The sequence below is a fragment of the Pseudoflavitalea rhizosphaerae genome (genome assembly GCF_003991355.1).
Classification (GTDB): Bacteria; Bacteroidota; Bacteroidia; order Chitinophagales; family Chitinophagaceae; genus Pseudobacter; species Pseudobacter rhizosphaerae.
The window spans coordinates 78747-104395 of sequence record NZ_RCSU01000014.1; the positions used below are offsets into that span (position 1 = coordinate 78747).

Annotated in this window: 24 protein-coding genes; 13 read left to right on the forward strand and 11 right to left on the reverse strand. The window is 47.5% G+C overall.

The features are described from left to right. Positions 1 to 84: 84 nt before the first annotated feature. Entirely contained in the window at positions 85 to 1239 is a 1155-nt protein-coding gene (locus D9Y29_RS21365) for an NAD(P)/FAD-dependent oxidoreductase (protein ID WP_127132114.1), read from the reverse strand. Between the two features lie 77 nt (positions 1240 to 1316). On the opposite strand from D9Y29_RS21365, the gene D9Y29_RS21370 reads away from it, so the two are divergent. Further along, complete coding sequence (locus D9Y29_RS21370; protein ID WP_127132116.1) at positions 1317 to 2057, forward strand: DUF4197 domain-containing protein; 741 nt, start codon at positions 1317 to 1319, stop codon at positions 2055 to 2057. Positions 2058 to 2137: 80 nt separating this feature from the next. On the opposite strand, the gene D9Y29_RS21375 is transcribed toward D9Y29_RS21370, so the two are convergent. Both D9Y29_RS21375 and lpdA read right to left on the reverse strand, forming a co-directional pair. Continuing rightward, positions 2138 to 3568, reverse strand: a complete 1431-nt coding sequence (locus tag D9Y29_RS21375; RefSeq protein ID WP_164735509.1) for a T9SS type A sorting domain-containing protein — start codon at positions 3566 to 3568, stop codon at positions 2138 to 2140. A 415-nt stretch (positions 3569 to 3983) separates the two neighbouring features. Then, the gene (lpdA, locus tag D9Y29_RS21380) at positions 3984 to 5387 is read right to left on the reverse strand and encodes a dihydrolipoyl dehydrogenase (RefSeq protein WP_127132120.1); all 1404 of its coding nucleotides are present in this window, start codon (positions 5385 to 5387) and stop codon (positions 3984 to 3986) included. A gap of 350 nt (positions 5388 to 5737) precedes the next feature. On the opposite strand from lpdA, the gene D9Y29_RS21385 reads away from it, so the two are divergent. The 5 genes from D9Y29_RS21385 (at position 5738) to D9Y29_RS21405 (ending at position 10778) form a co-directional block, all read left to right on the forward strand. Then, positions 5738 to 6877 carry a serine hydrolase domain-containing protein gene (locus tag D9Y29_RS21385; protein WP_127132123.1) on the forward strand — a complete coding sequence of 380 codons (1140 nt, stop codon included), beginning with the start codon at positions 5738 to 5740 and terminating at the stop codon, positions 6875 to 6877. 41 nt (positions 6878 to 6918) lie between these two features. Further along, positions 6919 to 7656 (forward strand): bacillithiol biosynthesis deacetylase BshB1, encoded by a 738-nt coding sequence (gene bshB1 / locus D9Y29_RS21390; RefSeq protein WP_127132125.1) that lies wholly within the window; start codon positions 6919 to 6921, stop codon positions 7654 to 7656. Positions 7657 to 7735: 79 nt separating this feature from the next. Further along, positions 7736 to 8806 (forward strand): fatty acid desaturase family protein, encoded by a 1071-nt coding sequence (locus D9Y29_RS21395; protein WP_127132127.1) that lies wholly within the window; start codon positions 7736 to 7738, stop codon positions 8804 to 8806. 19 nt (positions 8807 to 8825) lie between these two features. Then, the gene (locus D9Y29_RS21400; protein WP_127132129.1) at positions 8826 to 9701 is read left to right on the forward strand and encodes a carbon-nitrogen hydrolase; all 876 of its coding nucleotides are present in this window, start codon (positions 8826 to 8828) and stop codon (positions 9699 to 9701) included. 30 nt (positions 9702 to 9731) lie between these two features. Continuing rightward, the gene (locus D9Y29_RS21405; RefSeq protein ID WP_127132131.1) at positions 9732 to 10778 is read left to right on the forward strand and encodes an agmatine deiminase family protein; all 1047 of its coding nucleotides are present in this window, start codon (positions 9732 to 9734) and stop codon (positions 10776 to 10778) included. A gap of 135 nt (positions 10779 to 10913) precedes the next feature. Here the strand turns inward: D9Y29_RS21405 and D9Y29_RS21410 are convergent, their stop codons facing one another. From D9Y29_RS21410 to D9Y29_RS21440, 7 genes are all read right to left on the reverse strand, one after another. Then, positions 10914 to 11216, reverse strand: a complete 303-nt coding sequence (locus D9Y29_RS21410) for a nucleotidyltransferase family protein (RefSeq protein WP_127132133.1) — start codon at positions 11214 to 11216, stop codon at positions 10914 to 10916. Between the two features lie 59 nt (positions 11217 to 11275). Beyond that, positions 11276 to 11869 carry a methyltransferase domain-containing protein gene (locus D9Y29_RS21415; protein ID WP_206513839.1) on the reverse strand — a complete coding sequence of 198 codons (594 nt, stop codon included), beginning with the start codon at positions 11867 to 11869 and terminating at the stop codon, positions 11276 to 11278. Between the two features lie 9 nt (positions 11870 to 11878). Further along, positions 11879 to 12271, reverse strand: a complete 393-nt coding sequence (locus tag D9Y29_RS21420) for a hypothetical protein (RefSeq protein WP_127132135.1) — start codon at positions 12269 to 12271, stop codon at positions 11879 to 11881. A gap of 37 nt (positions 12272 to 12308) precedes the next feature. Further along, positions 12309 to 13478 (reverse strand): threonine synthase, encoded by a 1170-nt coding sequence (locus D9Y29_RS21425; protein WP_127132137.1) that lies wholly within the window; start codon positions 13476 to 13478, stop codon positions 12309 to 12311. 77 nt (positions 13479 to 13555) lie between these two features. Next, on the reverse strand, positions 13556 to 14476 hold the full coding sequence (locus D9Y29_RS21430) for a LysR substrate-binding domain-containing protein (protein ID WP_241238010.1): 921 nt from the start codon (positions 14474 to 14476) through the stop codon (positions 13556 to 13558). A gap of 225 nt (positions 14477 to 14701) precedes the next feature. Next, positions 14702 to 15097, reverse strand: a complete 396-nt coding sequence (locus D9Y29_RS21435; protein WP_127132139.1) for a hypothetical protein — start codon at positions 15095 to 15097, stop codon at positions 14702 to 14704. A gap of 67 nt (positions 15098 to 15164) precedes the next feature. Then, on the reverse strand, positions 15165 to 15995 hold the full coding sequence (locus D9Y29_RS21440; RefSeq protein ID WP_127132141.1) for a universal stress protein: 831 nt from the start codon (positions 15993 to 15995) through the stop codon (positions 15165 to 15167). Between the two features lie 150 nt (positions 15996 to 16145). Here D9Y29_RS21440 and D9Y29_RS21445 point away from each other — a divergent pair, with 150 nt between their 5' ends. Next, on the forward strand, positions 16146 to 18056 hold the full coding sequence (locus D9Y29_RS21445) for a beta-N-acetylhexosaminidase (protein WP_127132143.1): 1911 nt from the start codon (positions 16146 to 16148) through the stop codon (positions 18054 to 18056). Between the two features lie 317 nt (positions 18057 to 18373). Here the strand turns inward: D9Y29_RS21445 and D9Y29_RS21450 are convergent, their stop codons facing one another. Then, complete coding sequence (locus D9Y29_RS21450; protein ID WP_127132145.1) at positions 18374 to 19177, reverse strand: glycoside hydrolase family 16 protein; 804 nt, start codon at positions 19175 to 19177, stop codon at positions 18374 to 18376. 274 nt (positions 19178 to 19451) lie between these two features. Between D9Y29_RS21450 and hisG the strand changes: the two genes are divergently transcribed. From hisG to hisB, 6 genes are all read left to right on the forward strand, one after another. Next, positions 19452 to 20315 carry an ATP phosphoribosyltransferase gene (gene hisG, locus D9Y29_RS21455; RefSeq protein ID WP_127132147.1) on the forward strand — a complete coding sequence of 288 codons (864 nt, stop codon included), beginning with the start codon at positions 19452 to 19454 and terminating at the stop codon, positions 20313 to 20315. Positions 20316 to 20327: 12 nt separating this feature from the next. Beyond that, on the forward strand, positions 20328 to 21602 hold the full coding sequence (hisD, locus tag D9Y29_RS21460; protein ID WP_127132149.1) for a histidinol dehydrogenase: 1275 nt from the start codon (positions 20328 to 20330) through the stop codon (positions 21600 to 21602). A gap of 24 nt (positions 21603 to 21626) precedes the next feature. After that, positions 21627 to 22679: a histidinol-phosphate transaminase gene (gene hisC / locus D9Y29_RS21465; RefSeq protein WP_127132151.1), complete on the forward strand. Its 1053-nt coding sequence runs from the start codon at positions 21627 to 21629 to the stop codon at positions 22677 to 22679. A gap of 61 nt (positions 22680 to 22740) precedes the next feature. Further along, positions 22741 to 24018, forward strand: coding sequence for a PQQ-dependent sugar dehydrogenase (locus D9Y29_RS21470; RefSeq protein ID WP_127132153.1), 1278 nt, complete (start codon positions 22741 to 22743; stop codon positions 24016 to 24018). Positions 24019 to 24028: 10 nt separating this feature from the next. Further along, on the forward strand, positions 24029 to 24493 hold the full coding sequence (locus D9Y29_RS21475; RefSeq protein ID WP_127132155.1) for a c-type cytochrome: 465 nt from the start codon (positions 24029 to 24031) through the stop codon (positions 24491 to 24493). 16 nt (positions 24494 to 24509) lie between these two features. Then, positions 24510 to 25649, forward strand: a complete 1140-nt coding sequence (gene hisB, locus D9Y29_RS21480) for a bifunctional histidinol-phosphatase/imidazoleglycerol-phosphate dehydratase HisB (RefSeq protein WP_127132157.1) — start codon at positions 24510 to 24512, stop codon at positions 25647 to 25649.

Genomic DNA, 25649 nt, shown 5'->3' on the forward strand with positions numbered 1-25649 from the left:
ATAACCTATAGCCCACAAAATATCCTCCCGCGCTGGTTTGTTTTACAGCCCGGTTCACCTACCCCAACTTTTGCCCCAAGAAAATCAACCCAATAATTTAACAGCAATCTCTTCTCCCACCAAAGCCGAGAGTGCAACACCCATGCCGCTCATGCGCACTGCGCACCACACCCCCGGCTCTACTTCTCTGATGATTGGCATTTTCTCGCTTCCCATTCCCATGATACCGCTCCAGCGATCTTCGATGGTAACAGGTTGTCCCGGCAGCAGGTAATTGGTGAGGAAATGTTCGAGTTCTTTCTGGATGGTGTCTGTGATCTGCATTTCACTGGTGGTTTCTTCTTCGAACGCTTTGTTGCGTGCGCCTCCGAGGAGGATACGATCGCCGAGATCGCGGAAATAATAGAAGCCTTCATCGTAATGGAAGCTGCCTTTGAAGCGGAGATTTTCGAGGGGGGCGGTAACGAGGATCTGCCCGCGTGCGGGCTGTACATCCAGCTGTGGTAGTAATTGCCTGGCGAAGGCATTGGTACAGATGAGGAGCTGTTTGGAATGAAAGGTATAGACTTGTTTCGTATTGCCGGTGGGCCAGGATGCATGGATCCTGATGCCTTCAGGACCTTTTTCAAAATGGTCTGCAGAGATGGAATTAATTACAGTCACGCCCAGGGCCTGAACGCGCTGCAGCAGTTGCTGACAAAGTTTTCCGGTATGGAGTGTGCCTTCGAATTTATTTTCGATGAGGTGGGCGGTGGCGCCGAATCCGAATTGTTTGATCTTACGGTTGGCGAATTTGTAAGTGGGAGAGGAGCGGACGATCGGTGAGATCTTTTCATTGAGCCAATCGATCTGGTCCTGCAGCAGGGCTTTGCCCGGGTCTTTATTAGTGGAGATCAGTTCATATCCTTTACTCCACTGGAAGCCGATGGCTTTTTCACCGAGTATTTTCCTGGTCCGTTGCAGACCGCGAAAACGCATATCCACCAGTTGAAGCATGGCGTCTTCACCGGCTTTCTCTTTATCGGCCATCAGTTCTGTTACGCTTCCGAAGCAGGCGAAGCCGGCATTGCGGGTACTGGCTCCCGTTGGGATGATGCCCCGGTCCAGCACGGTGATCCGGCTTTCAGGTCTTTGTTTCTTGAGATGCCATGCACACCAAAGGCCCACGAGGCCGCTTCCGATGATGGTGACATCGGTACGGGCAAAAAAGCTTTCCTTTTCCCAAACGGATATTTGCATGAAATAAAGTTATTTGATATTATGCAGCCGGAAAAGTAGAACTTTGGCGTCCAATCGATAACTCAAATCACTACCAGATGAAAAAGTATGTTTACGTGTTACCTCTCTGTTTGCTGTTGTTTTCAGGATGTGAGTCAACCCAGCAGATCCTGAAAGACCTGGGCCAGACCGGTACAGGAACCGGCACCAGTACGGGCAGTACCACCGGTGGGCTCTCTACCAACGACATCATTGCAGGATTGAAGGAAGCGCTGGCCGTAGGTGCTGAACGTTCTTCCAGTAAGCTTTCCGCAATGGACGGGTTCTTCAAAGATGCAGCTGTTAAGATCCTGCTTCCGCAGGAAGCGCAAAAAGTGGAAAAAACCCTTCGCGATCTCGGCATGGGCAGCCTGGTTGATAAGGCAATCCTCAGCGTGAACCGCGCAGCGGAAGATGCAGCCAAATCCGCAGCCCCCATTTTTGTGAATGCAGTAAAAAGTATGACCATCAACGATGCGCTCGGTATCCTGAAAGGCAACGATACTGCAGCCACTTCTTATCTCAAAAGCAAAACAACCGTTGCGCTTACCAACGCTTTCAAACCTGTGATCGAAAAATCACTGGCAAAAGTAAATGCCACCAAATATTGGGGCGACCTGTTCACCGCGTACAATAGATTCGCTACAAACAAAGTGAATACCGATCTTTCTGCGTTTGTAACAGAAAGAGCGCTGAGCGGCATCTTCTACCAGGTTGGCCAGGAAGAAAAAGCAATTCGTAAAGACCCTGTTGCACGCACTACTGATATTCTTAAAAAAGTGTTTAGCAAGAACAGTTGATCTGATATCATTCATGTAGAAATGCCGCTTCACTTCAGAAGCGGCATTTTTTTTTGACCATCACCTTTCATGATATACCACTATTTCACTACAATTTTCCGGGTGATGGTTTCACCTGACGATGGGTGTTTGATGGTGAGGAAATAAAGACCTGTTCTAAGATTTTGCAGACTGTACTGGCTGCCGGTCAAACTTCTCACCGACCTGATTGCTTTGCCGCTATTGTCTGTCAATAGCAGGTCTTTGGGACTTGCATCACTGAATGTGATGCGGAGATTGCCATCGGTTGAAGGATTGGGATAGATCACCACAGACAGCCCATCGTTATTACTTCCTTTGATGATGATCAGCTTGCTGAAGTTTTGTCTGCCATCGATATCTTCCTGCATCAACCTGTACTGTACGGAGGCAGAAGAAGCATTGTTGTCTGCAAACTGGTATTGTAATAAATTATTGCTGTTGCCGTCTTTGGCGGATGAAGCAACAAATCCAATGGTCTCGAAATTACTGTTACCTGTTTTCCGCTGAATATGGAAGCCTTTATTATTAAGTTCAGTAGCAGTCTTCCATTTTAGCATCACTTTGTTACCGGAAACTCTTTCTCCGTCAAATGCAGCCAGGGTTACCGGGAGGACCGGACAGGTATTCACGATCAGCGCGGATGTGGAAAATGTTTCACCTGTCACCTGCACTTTTACCCATAGGTTCTTGTTTTGGTAAGGTGGAAAATTCATGGGTGTTGAAACGAAAGAACCATTGCCTGCTGCTGGAATATTAATGGTGCCTGACGTGAAGATCAACGGATCGCTGGCTTCCAGTACACCGCCGGCAGGTTCATCTGCAAATACTTCATATGTGGCCGTTTTTGCTGCGGACTGCGATGTGATGGTAACAGTATATGTTCGCGGGTTGCATATTATATTTCCGCTTACCAGCGGGTCATTCACGTAAAATGAATTGGTGGGTTTGGAGCATTGGACAGCATTGTCGCTGTTGGAATTACTGCTCCATATATCAGCAATGAGCTGGGTGGCATTGGTACAGGCTCCGGGGATGGTAACCATGATCCCTTTAATGGTGAACCTGTTGATTGTATTGATGCCCGTACCGCTGACATATGTTTTTACTACAGTTGTGGCTGGCAGCATGGTTGCAGATGGCGCTGATGGATAGTTAGTGCCAAGTGTGGGGGAAGCCAGTGTTGGATTGGTTACAACAATGGTTCCCAGTGCGCCGGACAATTGCGCCAGTGTTGGAGGTGAACCATAGGTGAGTGCAGGCGCGGGATAGTTGGAAGAAGCCCACACGTGAACATTCGTGTATTTGTTTCCGTTATTATTTACCTGGTCCCAGCTAACGTCTATGTTTACCTGGCAATTGCCGCCGCTACTGCTGAAACTGTTGAGTTTGATGGTGAGATTGGATACATCACAGGCTTGTGCTATCGCTTTCTGACTGGTGAAGAGTATAATGCTGCATACAGCAAAATACAGGGGTAGAGTTGCTTTCATAATTGTTGCTTTGTGGTGACAGAATGGAGAAAAACATTCCCGCATCGGTTATAACACCAATGTATATGCGTAGGGAAATTCCCGTTAATTCAAAAGCTTGCCTGTTCCGGTATTTACAGCATCCGGAATACAAGTTTGACAGTAAGGATATTTGTGAATTGCCTGAGAAGCTTTACAAAGGATGATTTGGAGCGGATAGGTGTGATCTGGTATGATTCGCCTTGAGTCGGCGTTATGTGTAAATAGAGGAGGTAGATGGTTCGGTATCCAATTCAAATGTACGAAATGGAATTATAAATAGTTTGAAATTAGTCTACAAAAGAGGGTGATTTATATCAATAAAAATGGGCCTTCCACTGCATGTAAAAAAAAGCCGCTCCCATCGGGAACGGCTTCAATATGCTGCATGAAGCGATTAGAGATGGATAGCTTCGCCATAAGCCACTTCGATTGCGTCTTTCACGCTTTCGCTGATAGTGGGGTGTGGGTGGATGCTGTTCAACACTTCATGGTAAGTGGTTTCCAGTTTGCGGCCTACTACTGTTTCGATGATCATTTCTGTTACGTTGTAACCGATCATATGAGTACCAAGCCACTCGCCGTATTTGGCGTCGAAGATCACTTTTACGAAGCCTTCGGTATGGCCGGCAGCAGATGCTTTACCGGATGCGCTGAGCGGGAATTTGCCCACTTTGATCTCGTAACCGGCTTCCTTCGCCTGTTTCTCAGTAAATCCAACTGAAGCGATCTCAGGTGTGCAATAAGTACATCCTGGTACATTGCCGTAGTCGAGCGCTTCAGGCTGGTGATTGTATTTTTTCTCATTGTAGGCAATGTTCTCCACGCAGATGATGCCTTCTTTGCTGGCAACGTGTGCGAGGGCCTGGCCGGGGGCGCAATCGCCGATCGCATAAACGCCGGGAACATTGGTTTGATAATATTTGTCAACAGCTACACGGCCTTTATCGGTTTTGATACCGAGTGTTTCCAGGCCAATACCTTCGATATTGGCGGCAACACCTACTGCGCTGAGCAGAACGTCAGCTTCGAGTACTACTTCGCCATTGGCTGTTTTCACTTTCGCTTTCACGCCATTGCCGGAAGTATCTACTGAAGTCACTTCTGCATTGGTCATCACTTCGATGCCTTGTTTCTTGAAATTCTTTTCCAGTTCTTTCGATACGTCTTCGTCTTCTACGGGAACGATGCGTGGGAGGAATTCCACGATGGTAACTTTTGTTCCGAGCGCATTGTAGAAATAACCGAACTCAACACCGATGGCGCCTGACCCTACCACGATGATGCTTTTGGGTTGTGTGGGGAGGGACATGGCTTCACGGTAGCCGATGATCTTTTTGCCATCCTGTTTCAGGGCGGGAAGTTCGCGGCTACGGCCGCCGGTTGCTATGATCACATGTTTTCCTTCAACGATCTGTTTCTTACCATCGGCGGCAGTTACTTCCACCTGGCCTTTGGCTTTCAGTACGCCATTGCCCATGATCACATCGATCTTGTTCTTTTTCATGAGGAACTGAACGCCTTTGCTCATCTTTTCTGCTACACCGCGGCTACGCTTGATAACAGCAGCGAAATCGTGCTTACCGGAAGCTTCAATACCAAAATCCTTTGCATGATTGATATATTCCATTACCGATGCGCTCTTCAGGAGGGCCTTGGTTGGGATACAACCCCAGTTGAGGCAGATACCACCCAGGCTTTCCCTTTCAATGATAGCGGTCTTTAATCCAAGCTGAGATGCACGGATAGCCGCCACATATCCACCAGGGCCGCTACCGATAACTATTACGTCGTATGCCATATTCGGTTCGAGATTTTATAATGATGATTTCAGTTCCGTTCGATAAGCACCTGTTCCTCATGGTCCAGCCGGCTTTTCTTACGACCTGCGAAGCTAGTCCAAAAAGCCAAAAAACCCAAAAAACGAAGGATGGGCACGTTTTGTTTCGATTGGTAAAAAAAAATCAACTTTATCACGATCCACAGAATGGGTATCGAAAGAAGTCCCTGGAGTTGTATGCGGGGTTTGAGAATGCAGGGAATTTCCGGCACCACTCACTCGCCCCCGGCGAACACCACGTCACCGGTCAGTTGGTTACGCCTAAACATTTCACCGTTATTTGTTAACTTGTTCAATCAAGTTCTGGCAATATGAAAAGAATCCTTCGTTATTTCCTCTATCTCATCCTGTTGGTACTGATTGTTTTTTCAGGCTATGCGCTGGTGAGCGGTAAGACTTACCTGTTCAAAGCAGTCTACCACAATTTTGCGGACATAGACGATTATGAAGTTTTTGCCAATAATACCATCACTACCGGCGAACATCAGCCCTGGCCATTATCTGCATCGTACAATAAAGTTTTGATGCCGGCAGATCTGCATCAGTTACTGGAAAAGATCCAGTCTGTTGCAGTGGTGGTCATCAAAAATGATTCATTGTTGTATGAAGAATACTGGGATGATTATTCCGACTCTTCCTGGTCAGGTTCTTTCTCTGTTGCCAAAAGTATCACCAGCCTGCTGTTGGGCGCTGCGTTGAAAGACAGTTCCATTACTTCTTTGCAGGAACCGGTTGGAAAATACATTCCTGAATTCAGCCAGGGAGAAAAAGCAAAAGTCAGGATCATCGATCTGCTCACCATGAGCAGCGGAACGGATTTCAACGAAGCATATGCAGATCCTTTGTCCATCACTACAGAATTGTATTACGGTTCCGATGCGTACAAAACTGCCACGGGCGTGAATATGGCCAATCAGCCGGGAACACTTCATCGTTACAAATCCGGCGATACCCAACTGCTTGGAATGTTGATCGAGAAAGCCACCAAAAAATCACTCAGCGCCTACGCCGCTGAAAAACTCTGGCATCCAACCGGAGCAGAACATCCTGCCCTCTGGAGTACCGATCATACAGGAGGACATATCAAAGCTTATTGCTGCTTCAATTCCAACGCCCGCGATTTTGCCAGGATCGGACAATTGATGCTGGACAGTGGTCGCTGGAAAGGGCAGGAGATCATCAGCACTGATTATTATTCAAAATCAATCGAGCCTTGTATGATTCCGGATGATTCGGGTAAACCCTGCAACTATTACGGCTATCAATGGTGGATCTATCCCGGTCCTGAAAAAATATTTTATGCCCGGGGTATCCTGGGGCAGTACATTATCGTTATTCCTTCCAAAGACCTTGTGCTGGTGCGGCTGGGCAAGAAAAGGGGAGAACGGGAACCTGCCACGCACAGCCTGGAAGAAGTGACCGGACTGGTCCGCTGGGGCATGAAATTGTGAACAAATCCCTGATTACCTTTGTTGTTGGATCATCAACGATTATGAAATTAGATATACTCGCCATCGGCGTTCACCCCGATGATGTGGAACTCGGATGCTCCGGTACACTCATCAACGAAATCAAACTTGGTAAAAAAGCAGGGATCCTGGACCTCACACAAGGGGAACTGGGAACGAGAGGAAGCGTTGAAACGCGATATGCAGAAGCTGCAAAAGCCGCTGCCATCATGGGCGTTCATGTGAGGGAAAACCTCAAAATGCGCGATGGCTTCTTCCGGAACGATGAAGAGCACAAACTCCGGCTCATCTCCGCCATTCGCAAATACCAACCCGATATCATACTGGCCAATGCACTGGACGACCGCCATCCGGACCACGGAAGGGCAGGTCACCTCATATCAGATGCCTGTTTTCTGAGCGGACTGGTGAAGATCGAGACCAGGGACGAAAAAGGTAATATTCAGCCCAAATGGCGCCCCAAATATGTGCTGCACTATATGCAGGACTGGTACCACGAGCCGATGCTCCTGATCGATATAAGCGATGTATTTGAGCAGAGAATGAATGCGATAGCAGCGTATTCCACTCAGTTCCATACCAATGCCAGCGGAGAGGAAGGCCCCCAGACCTATATTTCCACCCCCGATTTCCTGGACAGTGTGATCGCCAGGGCCCGGATGCTGGGTAAAAGAATTGGCGTGAAATATGCAGAAGGGTTTACCAGCGAGAAAAAGATCGGTATCCGTAATCTTGACGCGCTGGTGACAGTAGAAACCTGATAATTAGCAAGGTTTTATGGGTTTTGAACCGTAACTTTGCGCCTTTAATTAATGTTCTTAGTCCCTGTATAATTTAAAAATGGCGACACCTAAATTTGCGAATGTTCCTCACTCTTTTCATTCTGAATTGAAGCGCAGGATCAGTGAGTACTTCCTCGAAGTGGGTAAATCTCAGACCGGGAACTCCAGCCTGTTCACTAAAGCAGTGATCCTTGGCGTTAGCTTCCTGGCCGTGTACATTCACCTCGTTTTCTTCACCCCCAATCTTTTCTTTCAGATCCTTGAAAGCATTATCCTGGGTGGACTGGTGGCCGCTATTGGCTTCAACGTGATGCACGACGGTGCGCACGGCAGCTTCAGCAAGTACAAATGGCTGAATACCTTCGCCTCTTTCTCCCTCAATATTCTCGGTGGCAACAGCTTCATGTGGAATGTGAAGCATAACGTTATCCATCATGCGTATACCAATGTGGACGGCGTGGATGATGATATCGATATCCAACCCTGGATGCGCATGAGCACCACCCAGAAAAAATACAAACTCCACAAATACCAGCATATCTATTTCTGGTTCCTGTACTCTTTGCTGTACATCTTCTGGATCTTCGTGCTGGATTATCAGAAATACTTCAAGAGCAAGATCGGAAATATGCCGTTGAAGAGAATGAAACTCTCCGATCACCTCGTGTTCTGGGGTTTCAAAGCGCTGCACCTTTTCATGTTCGTGGTATTGCCTATCATGATGGTTGGATTTTCCAGCTGGGCAATCAGCTTTCTCATCTTCACCCTGGTGGCCGGCTTGGTGCTGAGCCTCGTGTTCCAACTGGCGCACACTGTGGAGCACACTGCTTTCCCTGTGCCTGATGAGAACACCGGTAAGCTGGAAGATGAATGGGCAGTTCACCAGATCAAGACCACTGCCAATTTCGCTACCAACAACAAATTGGTGAGCTGGTTGGTAGGTGGACTGAATTTCCAGATCGAACACCATCTTTTCCCCAAGATATCTCACGTGCACTATCCGGCTATCAGCAAGATCATCCGGAAGACCTGCCAGGAGTATGGCATCAACTACATCGAGTATCCCCGCGTGCGTTATGCAGTGGCTTCTCACGTAGCCTTCCTGAAGCAGATGGGATCTGCTGCCTAGTTCAAAGATAAAATCGTCTATGTCTAAAGTAAAAGTTGGGCTGGTGCAAATGACCTGCACGGCCAGTAAAGAAGAGAATCTTCAGAAAGCGGTGGCCAAAGTAAAAGAGGCTGCTGATAAGGGCGCACAGATCGTATGCCTTCAGGAGCTTTTCACTTCACTGTACTTCTGCGATGTGGAGGATTATGAAAACTTCAAACTGGCAGAGCCAATCCCCGGACCTTCCACCGAAACGCTGCAAACTGTAGCGAAGGAAAAAGGTGTGGTGATCATCGCTTCCCTGTTTGAAAAGAGAACGCAGGGTATCTATCACAATACCACTGCCGTGATCGATGCAGATGGCGCTTACCTCGGTAAGTACCGCAAAATGCATATCCCGGATGATCCGGCTTATTACGAAAAATTCTACTTCACCCCCGGCGACCTCGGGTATAAAGTGTTCAAGACAAAATTCGCCACCATCGGTGTGCTGATCTGCTGGGACCAATGGTATCCTGAAGCATCCCGCATTACTGCACTCATGGGCGCAGAGATCCTGTTCTATCCCACCGCCATCGGCTGGGCTACTTCACAGGACGAAGCCACCAACAATGAGCAGTACAATGCCTGGCAGACCATTCAGCGAAGTCATGCTGTTGCCAACGGCGTGCACGTGGTGAGCGTGAACAGGGTAGGACTGGAACAGAACGGCGCTATGCAGTTCTGGGGCGGCTCCTTTGTTGCCAATCCATTCGGTAACCTGCTGTACCTGGCTTCCCACGATAAGGAAGAGATCCATGTACAGGAGCTGGACCTCGCGCTGAGCGATCGCTACCGTACACACTGGCCGTTCCTGCGCGACAGGAGGATCGACTCTTACCAACCGATCACCAAAAGATTTATAGACGAAGATTAACCTGTTCATCGCAGTATAAAATCAACCTTCATGGAATCAACCACTCCCGGACAGCTGGGCTATGTGTTCCCGGCTGAATTTGCGCCCCATACCGCAACCTGGCTCAGCTGGCCTCATAAAGAAGCAAGCTGGCCCGGAAAGATCCACACCATTTATCCTTTCTACAGCCAGTTTGTAAAAGAGCTCGCGCTCAGCGAAAAAGTCCGGATCAATATAGTGGACGAAGCCATGAAAGCCTTTGCCACAAAGCATCTGCAGGATGCGCAGGTTGATATGAGCCAGGTGGAATTCTTCCTGCATCCCACCAATGATGCCTGGTGCCGCGATCACGGTCCTGCTTTTCTCATCAATCCTGCTGCTGAACAAAAGAAAGTGGTGGTGGACTGGGGATACAATGCCTGGGGCGGAAAATATCCTCCCTATGACCTGGATGATGTGATCCCAACTTTGATTGCTAAACATTTCAATCTTCCTGTTTACAATCCCGGTATCGTAATGGAAGGCGGCTCTGTGGAGTTCAACGGAAAGGGTACTTTGCTCACATCAACAGCCTGTCTGCTCAATCCTAACCGTAACCCTCACCTGAACCAGGATCAGATCGAAAATTATCTCCGTAACTATTACGGTATTGAACAAGTGCTTTGGGTGGATGAAGGCATTGTGGGAGATGATACCGATGGCCATATCGATGACACCATCCGTTTCGTAAATGAAGATACTGTGCTTACTGTTGTTGAGACCAACAAGCAGGATGAGAACTATGAGTTGCTCCAGCACAACCTGCGTCAGTTGAAGCAGATGAGATTGCTCAATGGCAAACAACTCAACATCATCGAGCTGCCCATGCCTGAGGCAGTGGAATTTGACGATCAGCGCCTGCCCGCTTCATACGCGAATTTTTACATCGCCAATAAATCAGTGATCGTTCCTACTTATCGCTGTGCAGCCGATGATATGGCGCTGCAGATCATCCAGCAAAGTTTCCCGGACAGGAAAGTGGTGGGGATCGATAGTACAGAGATCATCTGGGGGCTGGGAAGTTTTCACTGTTTGAGCCAGCAGGAGCCTGCGGTGTAGATCAGTCTGGAAGACTTAATAATGTTTGTAGCGAACCTTTTCTCAGAATTTGAAAGGAATTCATCATAGCTAACATCTTCAAGATATTTCTCGATTTCGTTGATTGCTTCCAGTATATGTAAGATCCTAATTTTATTAGTGAGCAGTCCTTTCATAGATAAGTATCTTATCCTTGTCGATATAAGGTTTTACCAGGTGAGAAAGTCCTTCGGTTGTAACCAGGTCCACCTTTTTATGTAACAACTCTTCAAGATCTGATTGGTAAATGAAAAACTTCATTCCAATTGGTTGAGAATGATCAAGCTCAACCAGAATATCGATATCACTTTTAGCGTCAGCTTCGCCGCGGGCCATCGATCCAAACAAATAGGCCCTTTTTACAGGAATACCTGCAAAGAATTGTTGAAGTAATAGTTGATCTTTTATCGAAAGCTGCATATTGTAAATTTAAGCAATTCGCTTCTAATAACAAATTGAAGGCAATCTTCCAGAGTCGCTTAGCTTTTCCCCGCAATAAAAAATACTTCTGCTCCTTCCCTTGGTTTGATAGAGTTGTAGCAGGGCTCCATCTTTATCAGGTCAAGGTATTTCTGGAAAACAGGAATGTAGTCTTCCATTTTTCCACCGAAAGGAGGTGCGCTATCGAACTCCCTGTTGAATAATACTCCTGCAATAGTTCCGCCCGGAGCCAGCAACTCCTTCACATGCTGTACATATTTCTCCCTGTATTGAGGTGGAAAAACACAAAAGAATGTTTGCTCCAGAATGAGATCGTATTGACCGTGATGATCAAAGAAATCTCCTGTGACCACGGTTAGTTGTTTGCTAATATAGGATTGGAATTTTTCGGAAAAGATTTTGGTAAGTACTGGTGAAATATCTATTACAGTAACCTGCTGAAATCCTTGCTGTAACAGGTATTCGGCTTCATAGCCATTCCCGCATCCGGGAATGAGGATGCGGATATTCTTGTCAGTTAGCTGATCAATATATTCTTTCAGCGGCGTTGATGGATAACCGATATCCCAGCCCGGTTTGTAATGGAGATATTGATCGTCCCAGTAAGCGGCATCGAACATGTTTTCCTGCATAATTAAAAATTATTGCGCCTTTTTCCTTTTGTTCAATTCGTTCAGCATGGCGGCCAGTTCCCGTTGGTATTGTTCCATTTCTTCAGGATTGGTAAGGGCTCTGCCATTCACTTTGAACATACCAATGGCATTGCCATTTCTTTCCAACTCGAACTTATTGCCATTGGGCACTTTCAAGGCTATGTTATCGGGTGATGAAGGATTGTATGTCCATAAGGAGTCTCGCTTTTCGCCTGAGGAAACAGCGTCCCTGATCTCTTTGGGGACAGGTTGATCGCGGGTGAAGTAAAGAATACCGGCGATCAGTATCACCAGCATAAGGATAGCTGCATACACGCGGATGGGTCTGTTTTCTTTGGAAGAGTTGTTGGATCTGCCCTGAGTTTTAGCGCTGCTTGTCATGAAATAAATGATTTCTCAATACAAGATACAGCTTTGCTCACAGGTTTTGCAAATACTTGTAGCCACTGCCGGTATTCAGCATGAGAATATTTTCATCGCGACGGATCAATCCCTCATTTATCAGTTGCAGCAATGCCACCCATAGCGATGCACCTTCAGGGGCTACCAGCAATCCTTCTTCCCTTGCAATCAGCTTCACTGCATCGATCATGGCTTCATCACTGATGGCAACGGGTATTCCTCCGGATTCTTTCAACACACGCATGATCATGTTCTCTGCAAAAGGGTGCGGCACTGCAAGCCCATTGGCGAGCGATGCTTGTCCCACATACTCTTTCACAGAAATGATATTACCTGCAAATCTTTCAGCAATAGGCTGGCAATTGGCTGCCTGTACAGCGATCATGCGCGGGCGTTTGGAACCGATCCAGCCCATTGTTTCCATTTCATTGAATGCTTTCCACATGCCTAGCAATCCCGTGCCCCCGCCGGTAGGATAGAGGATAACATCGGGAAGGTCGAAATCGAATTGCTCTGCAATTTCATATCCCATCGTTTTCTTTCCTTCCAGGCGGTATGGCTCTTTCATAGTGGAAATATCGAAAAATGGAAGGCTTTGTTTAAGTGTTGCAACGCGTTTTGCGCAATCGCTGATCAATCCATCCACCAGAACCAGGTTTGCACCGAACAGCCTGCATTCTTCCTTGAATACATCAGGTGTATGAGATGGCATCACTACTATTGCTTTCATTCCTGCTGCAGCGCAATACGCAGCCATAGCGCCACCTGCATTGCCGGCGGTGGGAACTATGCAGCCTTCAAAACCGAACTCCTTTGCCTTGCTCACGGCCGCACTGATGCCACGCGCCTTGAATGATCCTGTAGGATTTCCGGATTCATCTTTGATGTGAAAAAAAGGAAGATCAAATTTTTCGGTTAGGCGTTTGGGATAGATCATGGGCGTCATGCCCTCACCCAGGCTAACGATATTTTCCGGGTCCAGTACCGGCAGCATTTCTGCATACCGCCACATAGTGGTTGGACGTTGTTGCAATATTGAAGGAGAAATCCGGGGAAGATCGTATTCCGCAATCAATGGCTGCTGGCAGCAGGAGGAATATGTTTGTGGTTCAAAGATGGAGAACGCATTTCCGCAGGATGAGCATACCAGCCGGGCTAATGTGCTGTGTTGTTGTACTACTTTCATAAACTCACTATTACTCGCTAATGACCGTGTAAAAGTAGGAAGACGCTGCATTGCCTCTAATGCTGTTTACTTATACGCTATAACTTTTTGTTATAACGAAGGGCTAGTTTTATGAATAACTGGTTGATCCGGTCTGCTTCGGAGTCGCGTCTTTGAACAAAGTAGAAGTCGCGCTGGATGCTCATTCCGGGGATATTGAGCCGCACCAGTTCCCCGTTCTTCAATTGCTTTACAACAGAGCGGAGCGGAAGGAAACCAACACAGGTGTCATCCAGCAGGAAATTTTTGAGGGCTTCCGTACCGCCCAACACTATTTTATGACGGATGTCTGCAATGCTCATTTTATTTTTCTGCAATGCTTCTGTAACGGCCTGTAAAGTGCCTGATCCTCTTTCGCGCAGCGCCACCGGGATCTGTTTGAGCTCTTCAGGTTGTATACTTTTCTTTTTTGCAAGCGGACTTCTTGCGCTGCAAATAGGCACTACTTCATCGGAGATGAAGAACTGGTATTTCACGGAAGTCAATTGTTTCTTTCCTTCGGTAACACCAAGATCGATCTCATGATCCAGCAGTGCTTTAAGGATATTTTCCGAATTACGGTTAACAAGTGTAAGATCGATATTCGGATATTGCTGATGGAAAGCAGAGAACACGGGTGGGATCACGTACAATGTGATGGTAGTACTGGTGCCCAATGTGAGAGATCCTTTGGCCTGATGGATATCTTCCTGACGGCTCATGTCAAACGACAATTGACGCTGCAATTCTCTTGCTTTCGTTACATAGACCAGTAGTAATTTGCCCTCTGTGGTCAGAGAGATGGCATTCCCTTTTCTTTCAAATAAACTGGCGCCGTAATTCTTTTCGAGGGTTTGAATATGCCGGGTGATAGCAGGTTGGGAGATGAACAATGCCTCCGCTGCGCGGGAAAAGCTGAGTTGTGAGGCCACTTCAAAAAACACTTCATGACTGAAACTGATCATAGCCTGCGTTTGCATGAAGTTAGAGAATATTCAACGGACCGGATTCTTCTTTTCCTGTTATTATATATCAGGGAAATAGCAGATGCCTGGATATCACTTATCTTAATAAAGAAATATCATCTAAAGGATATCTATGTAATATCTAAGTGTCATATAAGTAATATCCACTGAACTTTGGCGTTACTTTAGCCTGAAACGAGCGTCATAAGGCGGGTGGAGCCTGCCCGGTTCTTAGCAAGACTATGCCGCTTTCTTCGCCCTTTCTTCAAAAAAAGTGTAAATCAGTATTGCCGTATTTGCCAGCAGGAAACTCAACAGGGTAGGCACAAAATCCTTACCGCTATGAAGTTTCGTAAGGGCAACCCGAATACTGTCGCCCGGATTATTGATGGCCTTCAGCGCAAGCAGGTAGCCGATATAAGCGCAAACCGTAGCCAGCAGGTAAGCCTTTAATGGCTGCATTTTGATCAGTTTGCCGAACAACAGAAGAAATAGAAGCAAAACAATGAAAGCTGCAAACTGAAGGGACATAAAAATAGTATACCAACCGGTATCCGGCCAGGTGAACTTCAGTCCGATATAGGTGAGGCCGGCACAGAGTGCGAATGCGTAGGCCACTTTTTTCAGGATCATCATAAATTCTCAGATAAAAAAGAAGGTTGCACCGCAAAGGTACAACCTCGTATAAGCAATTAGCGCTGAATTATTCGTGAATGGCCACAATGGGAATATGGCTATGGTAGGCCAGTCTCTTCGTATGGCTGGTTTTGAACAGCCCGCTGAGGAAGCTGTTGCGTTTGGGAACGATCACAATGGCATCGATAGCCCTGTCGATAGAGAACTGGCTGATCGCTTCCTGAAAATCATATTGACGAATAAAATAGAACTCAGGGTTGTATCCGGAAAACATTTTTTCCAGTTTTACCCTTTCTGCCTTGTATTCATCGGTGATATCTACATAGTGCTCACTGTCTACGTTCACCACGTGCAGGGAAGCATTGAAGAGTTTCAGTATGGCCTTGATGGGAGCAACCGGGGTAGTGGTTTCCACGTCTTTGAGGTCGGAAGCCAGTGCAACGTTCCTGATAGGATGGTAAGTGGCATCGGGAGGGATGATCATTACCGGGCAGATACCTTTATCAACCAGGTTGAGGGTATTGCTTCCCATGAAGATCTGTTCGAGACGGGTAGCGCCGGTGATGCCCATCACCACCAGGTGGATACCATGATGTCTCACATATCGGTCAAGGTTTTCCACGAGGGATGAACCTGCTTCAGCAACGATTTCGATTTTTGCCTGAGGAGCCAGTGCAATCAGTTCGGCTTTCAGGTTGTTGAGTGCTTCAGTCAGCACAATCATCCGGTCATTCTCAGTTTCAGTCAGCAAAGAACCATCTGAGCCCGCAGCAACCAGGTCATGCAGATTGTACAGAATAATGGTGGCGTCCTGATCATTGGCTACGGCCTGAACGGCAAACCTGGCAGCATTTTTAGAGGTGTCAGAAAAATCCGTTGGTACGAGGAATTTTTTCATTGTTCAGTTGGTTTTTTTTGAAAGATACATAAACAGGAATAAAAAACCAGCCCGATTTTAAATGAATACGATGATTTGCAGTATTCAATGAATGCCAATAAATAAAATGCCTAATTTTAGTCGCACCAAACTCCGGTCCAAATAAATTATATGAAAAAAATCACTATTGCGTTTGCGTTGTTGGCCTGCTCATATGCAACATCAGCCCAGACGATGCCTTCGATCATTCCACAGCCTGAAACATACTCCCTTCAAACGGGGTCTTATGAACTGAATGCGCAGAGCCGCATCGAAGCTACAGGCAAAGAAGCTTTTCGCGTTGCCGAAATGCTGGCTGCCCAACTGCGTCCGGTTACGGGTTATGGATTGCCGCTCGCCAATGGCCTTACCAAGACCATCAAGACAAATCTCATTGCCCTAGAGCTGAACTCAAAAGAAGATGCAGCATTGGGTAAGGAAGGTTATTCATTACAGGTGAACAGCAAGGGCGTGTTCATCAAAGCCAATCAGCCTGCCGGTCTTTTTTATGGCGTGCAAACGCTGCTGCAGTTATTCCCTAAAGAGATCGCGGGAAAGAGCCTCGTAAAAAAAGCAAGCTGGAACCTGCCAGCTCTCAGCATTTCAGACAAACCAAGGTTCGGATGGCGCGGACTGATGCTGGATGTAAGCCGTCACTTCTTCACAAAGGCGGAAGTGAAAGAGTTCATTGATAATATGGTAAAGTACAAATACAATCTCCTGCACTGGCATCTTACAGACGACCAGGGTTGGAGGATCGAAATAAAATCATTGCCTAAGCTAACTTCTGTAGGCGCTTGGCGTGTAGACAAGACCGGTACCTGGGGTACTTTCTCCAGGCCCGAACCTGATGAGCCCAAAACTTATGGCGGCTTCTATACACAGGAAGATATCAAAGAGATCATTCAATACGCTGCCGACCGTTTTGTGAATATCCTTCCTGAAGTGGATGTGCCTGGTCATAGCAGCGCTGCCATCGAGAGCTATCCTGAGCTCGCTAATTTTCCCGAAGGCGTGCGCGTGAATTCCGGAGAGAAGCTGATGAACTGGCTCGGTGGCGGAAAGTTCACTGCTATCTATGACAACAGCCTGAATCCTGCAGGAGAATTCACGTATGAATTCCTGGACAAAGTGTTCACTGAAGTGGCGGCCCTTTTTCCATTCGAATACATCCATATGGGAGGAGATGAGTGTGCAAAAAATTTCTGGGAAAAGAGCGACGCAGTGAAGAAGCTCATGCAGAAAGAGGATCTGAAAGACATGCATGAAGTGCAAAGTTATTTTGTTAAGCGTGTGTCGAAGATCATCAGTGCAAAAGGTAAGAAGATGATCGGCTGGGATGAGATCCTGGAAGGCGGCCTGGCGCCCAATGCAGCGGTGATGAGCTGGCGAGGTGTGAAAGGCGGTCTGGAAGCCATCAAGCTTGGTCATGAAGTGGTGATGAGCCCAAATACCAATGCGTATATTGATTTTATGCAGGGCGATGCCAGCATCGAACCACCGGTATACAGTACACTAAGACTGAAGACCGCCTATGAACTGGAACCGGTTCCCGATGGCGCCGATCCAAAGCTGGTGAAAGGCGGACAAGCCAATCTCTGGACAGAACAGGTGTACAATACCCGTCACATGCAATATATGGTTTGGCCCCGTGCTTTTGCGATTGCTGAATGTTTGTGGAGCCCGAAAGAAAAGAGGAACTGGAACAATTTCGTGTCCCGGACCGAATCGCATTTTGGCCGCCTGGATGAAGCGCAGATCAAATATGCGCCCAGTATGTATGATCCCATCGTTGCACCAGCATACAACGCTGCCTCCGGGGTGTTGAAAGTGGAACTAAGCACTGAAGTGGAAGGACTGGATATTTATTACAGCTGGGACAATTCATTCCCTGACCGTTATTATCCCAGGTATACACAAACGCTGGTGGCGCCGAAAGATGCATCAACATTGAAATTGATCACATATCGCGGAAATCAGGAAATTGGCCGCATGATGGTGATTCCTGTTGCTGACCTGCAGAAACGCGGCGCTAAAAAATAATAAGATGATCCTTTCGCAAGAAAATATTGAACGGATATGCAACGATGTGTTTTCATGCAGTGTCAAAACTGCTGAATGCAAGGAGAGCGTTCATTGGTATTTTGCTTAGGGGTTATTACCAATTATGTCTACGCAGGGTCTTCCAACCGTCTTTTGGAAGGCCCTTTTTTTATTTCGCTGTGCCCAGTCGCTCGCCTCTGGCGAGTGACTTTTATTTGTTCGCCTCCGGCGAACACCCCGTCGCCGGAGGCGACTAAATATAAATCACTCGCCGGGAGGCGAGCGATTGCCGGCACGCCGCTCTTTTTATCACCCCGCTACTTATACACTCTTACATAATCGATCTCCATCCTGGCAGGGAATACAGTTTCATCAACTCCTTTCTGTCCGCCCCAGGAGCCGCCCACTGCGATATTGAGCAACAAATGAAATTTTTTATCGAAGGGCCAGGCATCATTGCCGGTATGTTCATTATGGAAAGTGAAATAGGTTTTATTGTCTACACTGATGCGGATGGAATCAGCATCCCAGTCGACTGCATACACATGGAATTTTTCAGAGGCATCAGTAACAGCAATAGAATCGCCTTTTTGCGTTCCGATGCTGTGGTGGAATTTCTTCGTATGTACGGTGCCGTGAATCATTCCCTGGTTGTAGCCAACATGTTCCATGATATCGATCTCTCCATCGTCCGGCCACCTGAGTGTATCCGAACTGGCGAGCATCCAGATGGCAGGCCAGGTGCCTCTTCCTTTGGGCAGTTTGGCGCGTACTTCGATCCTTCCATATTGCCAGTCGCCTTTACCTTTCGAGATGAGCCGTGTTGAAGTAAAATTCCTTCCTTCAAAATTTTCCTTGCGTGCTTCGATGACGAGTTTTCCATTTTCCACCCATACATTCTCTTTCCTGCCATTTGTATAGAATTGCCATTCGTTATTACCCCAGCCATCACCGCCTACATCGTAGCTCCATTTGCTGGAGTCCGGGAGCCCGGAATAATTGAATTCGTCGGCCCAAACCGGCTGTGGACCGGAGGGGACAACAGGAACAGTCTGTGCACTGGATACAGTGGAAATGGCTATTACAGCCATCAGGGATAAGAAAAATTGCCTGGGGCTCATGATAATATTTTTCGCTTGACTATAGTAATATTAATGAATTCCATCGGGCCTGCTTATGAACGCTTGTTAAAATCCTAACAAAAAAAATATTTTGCCGTTAACATGATTCCTGTATTTTTGCCTCGCAATTATGAAATTCAGCACTACACATATCCATCATCATCATACTTACCTGCGCAGGTAGGCCGATGGTGTTGTGCATATGCCAAACAATATTCAAAGGGCTTACCACTGGTAAGCCCTATTTTTTTGCTCATTATCCAAACCAATCAAAATGGATCAGACTAAACTCCGCATCGCTATTCAGAAATCAGGCAGACTGTACGAAGATTCAGTGCAACTGCTGAAGGAATGCGGTATAGACCTGCGCAATGTAAAAGACAGGCTGAAAACGGAATCAGACAATTTCCCGCTTGAAGTGTTCTTCCTCCGTGATGATGATATTCCCCAATATGTGGAAGATGGTGTGGCGGATATTGGGATCGTGGGCGAGAATGTACTGCTTGAAAAGAACAAACAGGCAGCCGTGGTGGAAAAACTGGGATTTGGAAAATGCCGGCTCTCTGTAGCCATCCCCCGTGCCATGGAATATGAAGGCGTAGCCTCTCTCCAGGGGAAACGCATCGCTACCAGCTATCCCTTCCTGGTGAACAAATGGCTCAATGAAAACCTGGTGCAGGCTGAGATCCATGAGATCAGCGGTTCGGTGGAGATCGCTCCCGGCATCGGCCTGGCAGATGTGGTGGCCGATCTCGTAAGCAGCGGATCAACGCTCTTCATGAACGGATTGAAAGAAGTGGAATCCATCCTGCAATCGCAGTCTGTACTGATCAGGAACAATGGACTGGGCAAAGAACAGGAACAACTGCTGGAGCGTTTACTCTTCCGTATCCGCGCAGTGAAAAAAGCAAAACGCAACAAGTATGTATTGATGAATGCGCCCAATGATAAACTGAAAGCCATCATCAGCCTTCTCCCGGGTATGCGCAGCCCAACAGTGCTCCCACTGGCGGAAGAAGGATGGAGCAGTGTGCACAGTGTGCTGAGTGAAGACAGGTTCTGGGATATCATCGAAGAACTGAAAGCCGCGGGCGCCGAAGGCATCCTGGTAGTTCCCATCGAAAAAATGGTGAATTAAAAAACTGTAATCATGAAAATCTATCAATACCCGGACCCGGCGAAATACCCGTCATTGCTGCAAAGACCAGTTGCCGATGCTGCGTCATTGGAAGCTACTGTGCGCAGGGTGCTGGACGATGTGAAAAAGAATGGCGATGCAGCCGTGATACACTACACCCTCCAGTTCGATAAAGCACAACTGGATTCATTGCAGGTACCTGCCGCTGACTTCGATGAAGCTGAACAATTATTGTCGACAGATCTGAAACAGGCCATCCTCACGGCGAAAGAAAATATTTTCACTTTCCATAGCAAACAGGTTTCTACTCCGGAGATCATCGAAACCATGCCCGGCATTCAATGCTGGCGCAAAAGCGTGGGCATAGAACGCGTGGGATTGTATATTCCCGGCGGATCTGCTCCGCTGTTTTCCACCATCCTGATGCTGGGAGTGCCAGCTTCGATTGCGGGTTGCCGTGAGATAGTGCTTTGCTCTCCTCCCGATCAAAATGGAAAACTGCACCCGGCAATCTTGTTTGCTGCGAAAACCGTTGGCGTAACGAAAGTATTCCGCATCGGCGGCGTACAGGCTATCGGCGCAATGGCGTATGGTACAGAATCTGTTCCGCAGGTGTATAAGATATTTGGTCCCGGCAACCAGTACGTGACCTGCGCCAAGCAACTGGTTCAGCAGGAAGGACTGGCCATCGATATGCCCGCCGGCCCCAGCGAAGTGGCGGTGTATGCTGATGAAACAGCGCCGCCTGCCTTTATCGCAGCAGACCTGCTCAGTCAGGCTGAACATGGCGCCGATAGCCAGGTATTGCTGGTGACCTGTTCTGAAAAACTGCTGCAGCAGGTGGAACAGGCAGTGAAGGAACAACTGAACAATTTACCACGTAAAGAGATCGCTGCAAAAGCTTTGGAGAACAGTAAACTGATTGTTGTAAAAACTGAAGAAGAGGCAATGGACCTACTCAATAGCTATGCTGCCGAGCACCTGATCCTGAGTTGCAGCAATGCTGAAGCGCTGGCGGAAAAAGTGATCAACGCAGGTTCTGTATTCATCGGTAACTATTCACCTGAAAGTGTGGGGGATTATGCCAGCGGCACCAACCATACACTTCCTACTAACGGGTATGCAAGAGCGTACAGTGGTGTGAGTGTAGACAGCTTCGTGCGCAAGATCACTTTCCAGCAATTGAGTAATGAGGGGCTGCAGCGCATCGGGCAGACCGTTATCGAAATGGCGGAAGCCGAGGGTTTACAGGCCCATGCCAATGCCGTTCGTGTTCGATTAAAATAATTTTTGATCCACAATTCCCAAATCATGAGCTTCAATCTCGATGATCTTTTAAGACCGAATATCAAGAATCTCGTTCCATATTCTTCCGCCCGCGATGAATTCAAAGGAGAAGCCAGCATCTTTCTCGATGCCAATGAAAACGCATACGGTAGCCCACTCACGAAGTGGTATAACCGATATCCCGATCCCCTGCAACTGAAAGTGAAAGAAAAACTCAGTGAAGTAAAAGGTGTGCCTGCTTCCAATATTTTTATCGGCAATGGCAGCGACGAATGTATCGATATCCTCATCCGTGCATTCTGTGAACCGGGTAAAGACAATATCATTATTTGTCCACCTACTTACGGTATGTATGAAGTGAGCGCCAATATCAATGATGTCTACATCAAGAAAGTGCCGCTCACAGCTGATTTCCAACTAGACCTTCCTGCCATCGAAGAAGCGGTGGACGATAATACCAAGATCATCTTTCTCTGTTCTCCGAATAACCCCACCGGAAATTCGCTCAACCGCGAAGACCTGGAAGTGATCCTTAACAATTACTGGGGTATCGTGGCGCTGGATGAAGCCTATATCAATTTCTCCCGTTTCCGGAGTTTCACACAGGAGCTGGAAGATTATCCCAACCTGGTGGTGATGCAAACCCTCAGCAAAGCCTGGGGACTGGCGGCGCTGCGCGTTGGGCTGGCATTTGCTTCCGAGCCCATCATCAATGTGATGAACAAAGTGAAACCTCCCTACAATATCAACCAGGCATCACAGGAGCTGACCCTCAAAGCGCTGGAAGAAGTGGGAATGGTGAACGATATGATCCGCGAGATCGTTACGCAGCGCGGTATCCTGGAAACTGAACTGGCCAAATTGCCTGTGGTACAAAAGATCTATCCTTCCGATGCTAATTTCCTGCTGGTGCGCGTAACGGATGCAAAAGGCATTTACAAATACCTGGCAGATAAAGGAGTGGTAGTGCGCGACAGAAGTTCAGTCACTCTCTGCGAAGGTTGCCTCCGCATCACGGTAGGAACAGAGGCAGAAAATAAAGCTCTATTGGCATACTTGCAAAGCTACTTGGCATAAATAGTTGATTCTGGCTAAAACATTTAATTTTAAGACATTCAATCAAAAAGTCTGTAAAAAAATGAATGCGATCTTAAAAATACTGCCGCTTGCCATGCTGCTTTCCGCGCAGGTTTTTGCCAGTGATTCAACCCGTGTGAAAAAAGGAAAAGTAAAAGAAGAGAATGGTGGCATCAAGCTGCCGAAAGGCTTCAAAGCCATAGTGGTGGCCGATAATCTCGGTACCGTTAGACATATCGTTGCACAAGCCAATGGCGATATCTATGCCAAGCTTGATAGGGTAAAAAATGGAAAAGGGATACTTCGTCTCCGGGACACCAATAAGGATGGCGTGGCCGATGAGATCACAGGATGGGGCAACTACAGTGGCACCGGCATCACCATCAAAAATGGTTACCTGTATGCGTCTTCAAACACTGATGTGTACCGCTACAAACTCAATGAAAAAGGCGATGTGATAGATACCGGCAAAGCCGAGAATATCGTAACGGCATTGATTAACCGAAGAACGCATAACACAAAATCCATCGTACTGGATAATGATGGGAATATCTATGTGAATATCGGTTCTCCTTCCAATGCATGCCAGATCACAGACAGGACTGTTGGTTCGCCTGCAATGGACCCCTGTCCGCTCCTGGATTCCACCGGCGGCATCTGGCAGTTCAAAGCCGATCAAACGGGGCAGTCCTATCACAATGGTGTGAAGTATGCTACCGGTATCCGCAATGTGGTGGGGCTGGATTGGAACCAGACCACCAATCAACTGTACGCCATGCAGCATGGCAGGGATATGCTGAACACGCTCTTCCCGGATATGTACAATGAAGAGCAAAGCGCCGAGCTGCCTGCAGAAGAATTGCTGCGCATCAGCAAAGGGGATAATTATGGCTGGCCTTATTGTTATTACGACCAGTTCCAGCAGAAAAAAATACTGGCGCCGGAATACGGAGGCGATGGGAAAAAACAGGACAGGTGCGCCGGCATGAATAAGCCTATCTACGCATTTCCTGGTCACTGGGCGCCTAATGCATTACTGTTTTACACCGGCAATCAGTTTCCGGAAAAATATAAAAATGGAGCTTTCATTGCCTTTCACGGATCATGGAACAGGGCGCCGAGGCCGCAGACAGGTTACTTTGTAGTATTTCTTCCAATGAAAAATGGAATGCCGGCCGGCGATTACGAGATCTTTGCCGATGGATTTGCCGGTGAAAAGATCGATCCGAGGAATGCACGCTTCCGTCCATGTGGATTGGCGCAGGGCCCCGATGGCTCGCTATTTATTTCGGATGACAAAAAAGGCAGGATCTGGAAAGTAACATACAATAACAACTAAAACCGTTCCCATGAAGAAAGTATTTTTCGCAGCGATAGCGGGTATCGGACTGGTGATACTGATGGCCGCACAGACAAAGCCCGCGCAAACCAAACCAACACAGACAAAACCCGGGCAGACAAAGCCCGCCGCCATAGCAAAAAAGACAATGACAGATGGGAAAAAAGTGTACGATACTTACTGCCTTGCCTGTCACCAGGCAGATGGCGGTGGCGTACCGAGATTGAACCCGCCATTGCAACGCACCAGTTTTGTACTGGGCGATAAAAAAAGACTGATCGAAATTGTGCTGAAAGGAATGAATGAAGAGATCGAGATCGATGGGGAAGTGTACGACAATAATATGTCGGCCCACAATTTCCTTACCGATCAGCAGGTGGCCGATGTGCTCACCTATGTCCGCAACAGCTTTACCAATAAAGCCAGCGCGGTAACTCCTGCAGAAGTAAAAACAGTGCGGAGTAAGCTGAAGTAAGTATTTTTGATTCGATATGAAAAGGATTTTATTTATAGACCGTGATGGCACGCTGATCAATGAAGCGCCGCCCACTTATCAACTGGACTCATTCGACAAGCTGACTTTCTATCCCAAAATGTTCGAATACATGGGGAAGATCGCCAGGGAACTGGATTACGAACTGGTAATGGTGACCAACCAGGATGGACTGGGCACTGACAGTTTTCCTGAAGACACATTCTGGCCACTGCACAACCTGGTGATGAAAAGCCTGGAAGGAGAGGGGATCCACTTCAGTGCAGTGCATATCGACAAATCTTTTCCGGCAGAGAACCTGCCAACCCGCAAGCCCGGTACCGGTATGCTCACGCAGTACCTCAACAATCCCAATTACGATATCGAGAATTCTTTCGTGATCGGGGACCGCATCACCGATGTGCAACTGGCCAAGAACCTGGGCTGCAAAGCGATCTGGCTGAATGGTGATGCCAGTCTTGGTGCTGCCGAGATCAGCGACCAGGTGGCTGCGCTGCAACCCGTGATAGCACTGGAGAGTATCGATTGGGCGGAGATCTATTCTTTCCTCAAACTTGGACTGCGCCAGGTGGTGCATGAACGCAATACCAATGAAACGCAGATCAAGATAGAACTGAACCTGGATGGAAGAGGCAAGGCGCAGATCTTTACAGGTCTTGGTTTCTTCGATCATATGCTGGACCAGATCGCGCGTCATGGAAAAATGGATTTGACCATCCGCGCCAATGGCGATCTGCATATCGATGAGCATCATACCATCGAGGACACGGGCATCGCGCTGGGCGAGGCTTTTGCGTTGGCGCTGGCGGATAAGCGGGGCATGGAACGCTATGGATTCGCTTTGCCGATGGACGATGCTGAAGCTAAAGTGCTGATCGATTTTGGAGGCAGGGCATGGACGGTCTGGAATGCTGAATTCAAACGCGAACGTATAGGGGAAATGCCCACTGAAATGTTCTTCCATTTCTTCAAATCATTCTCCGATGCTGCGCGTTGTAATTTGCAGATCGAATGTCATGGTGATAATGAGCATCACAAAATAGAAGCCATTTTCAAGGCATTTGCGAAAGCCATCCGGATGGCGGTGAAGCGCGATCCGATGAGCAATCATTTGCCGAGCACGAAGGGGGTATTGTAA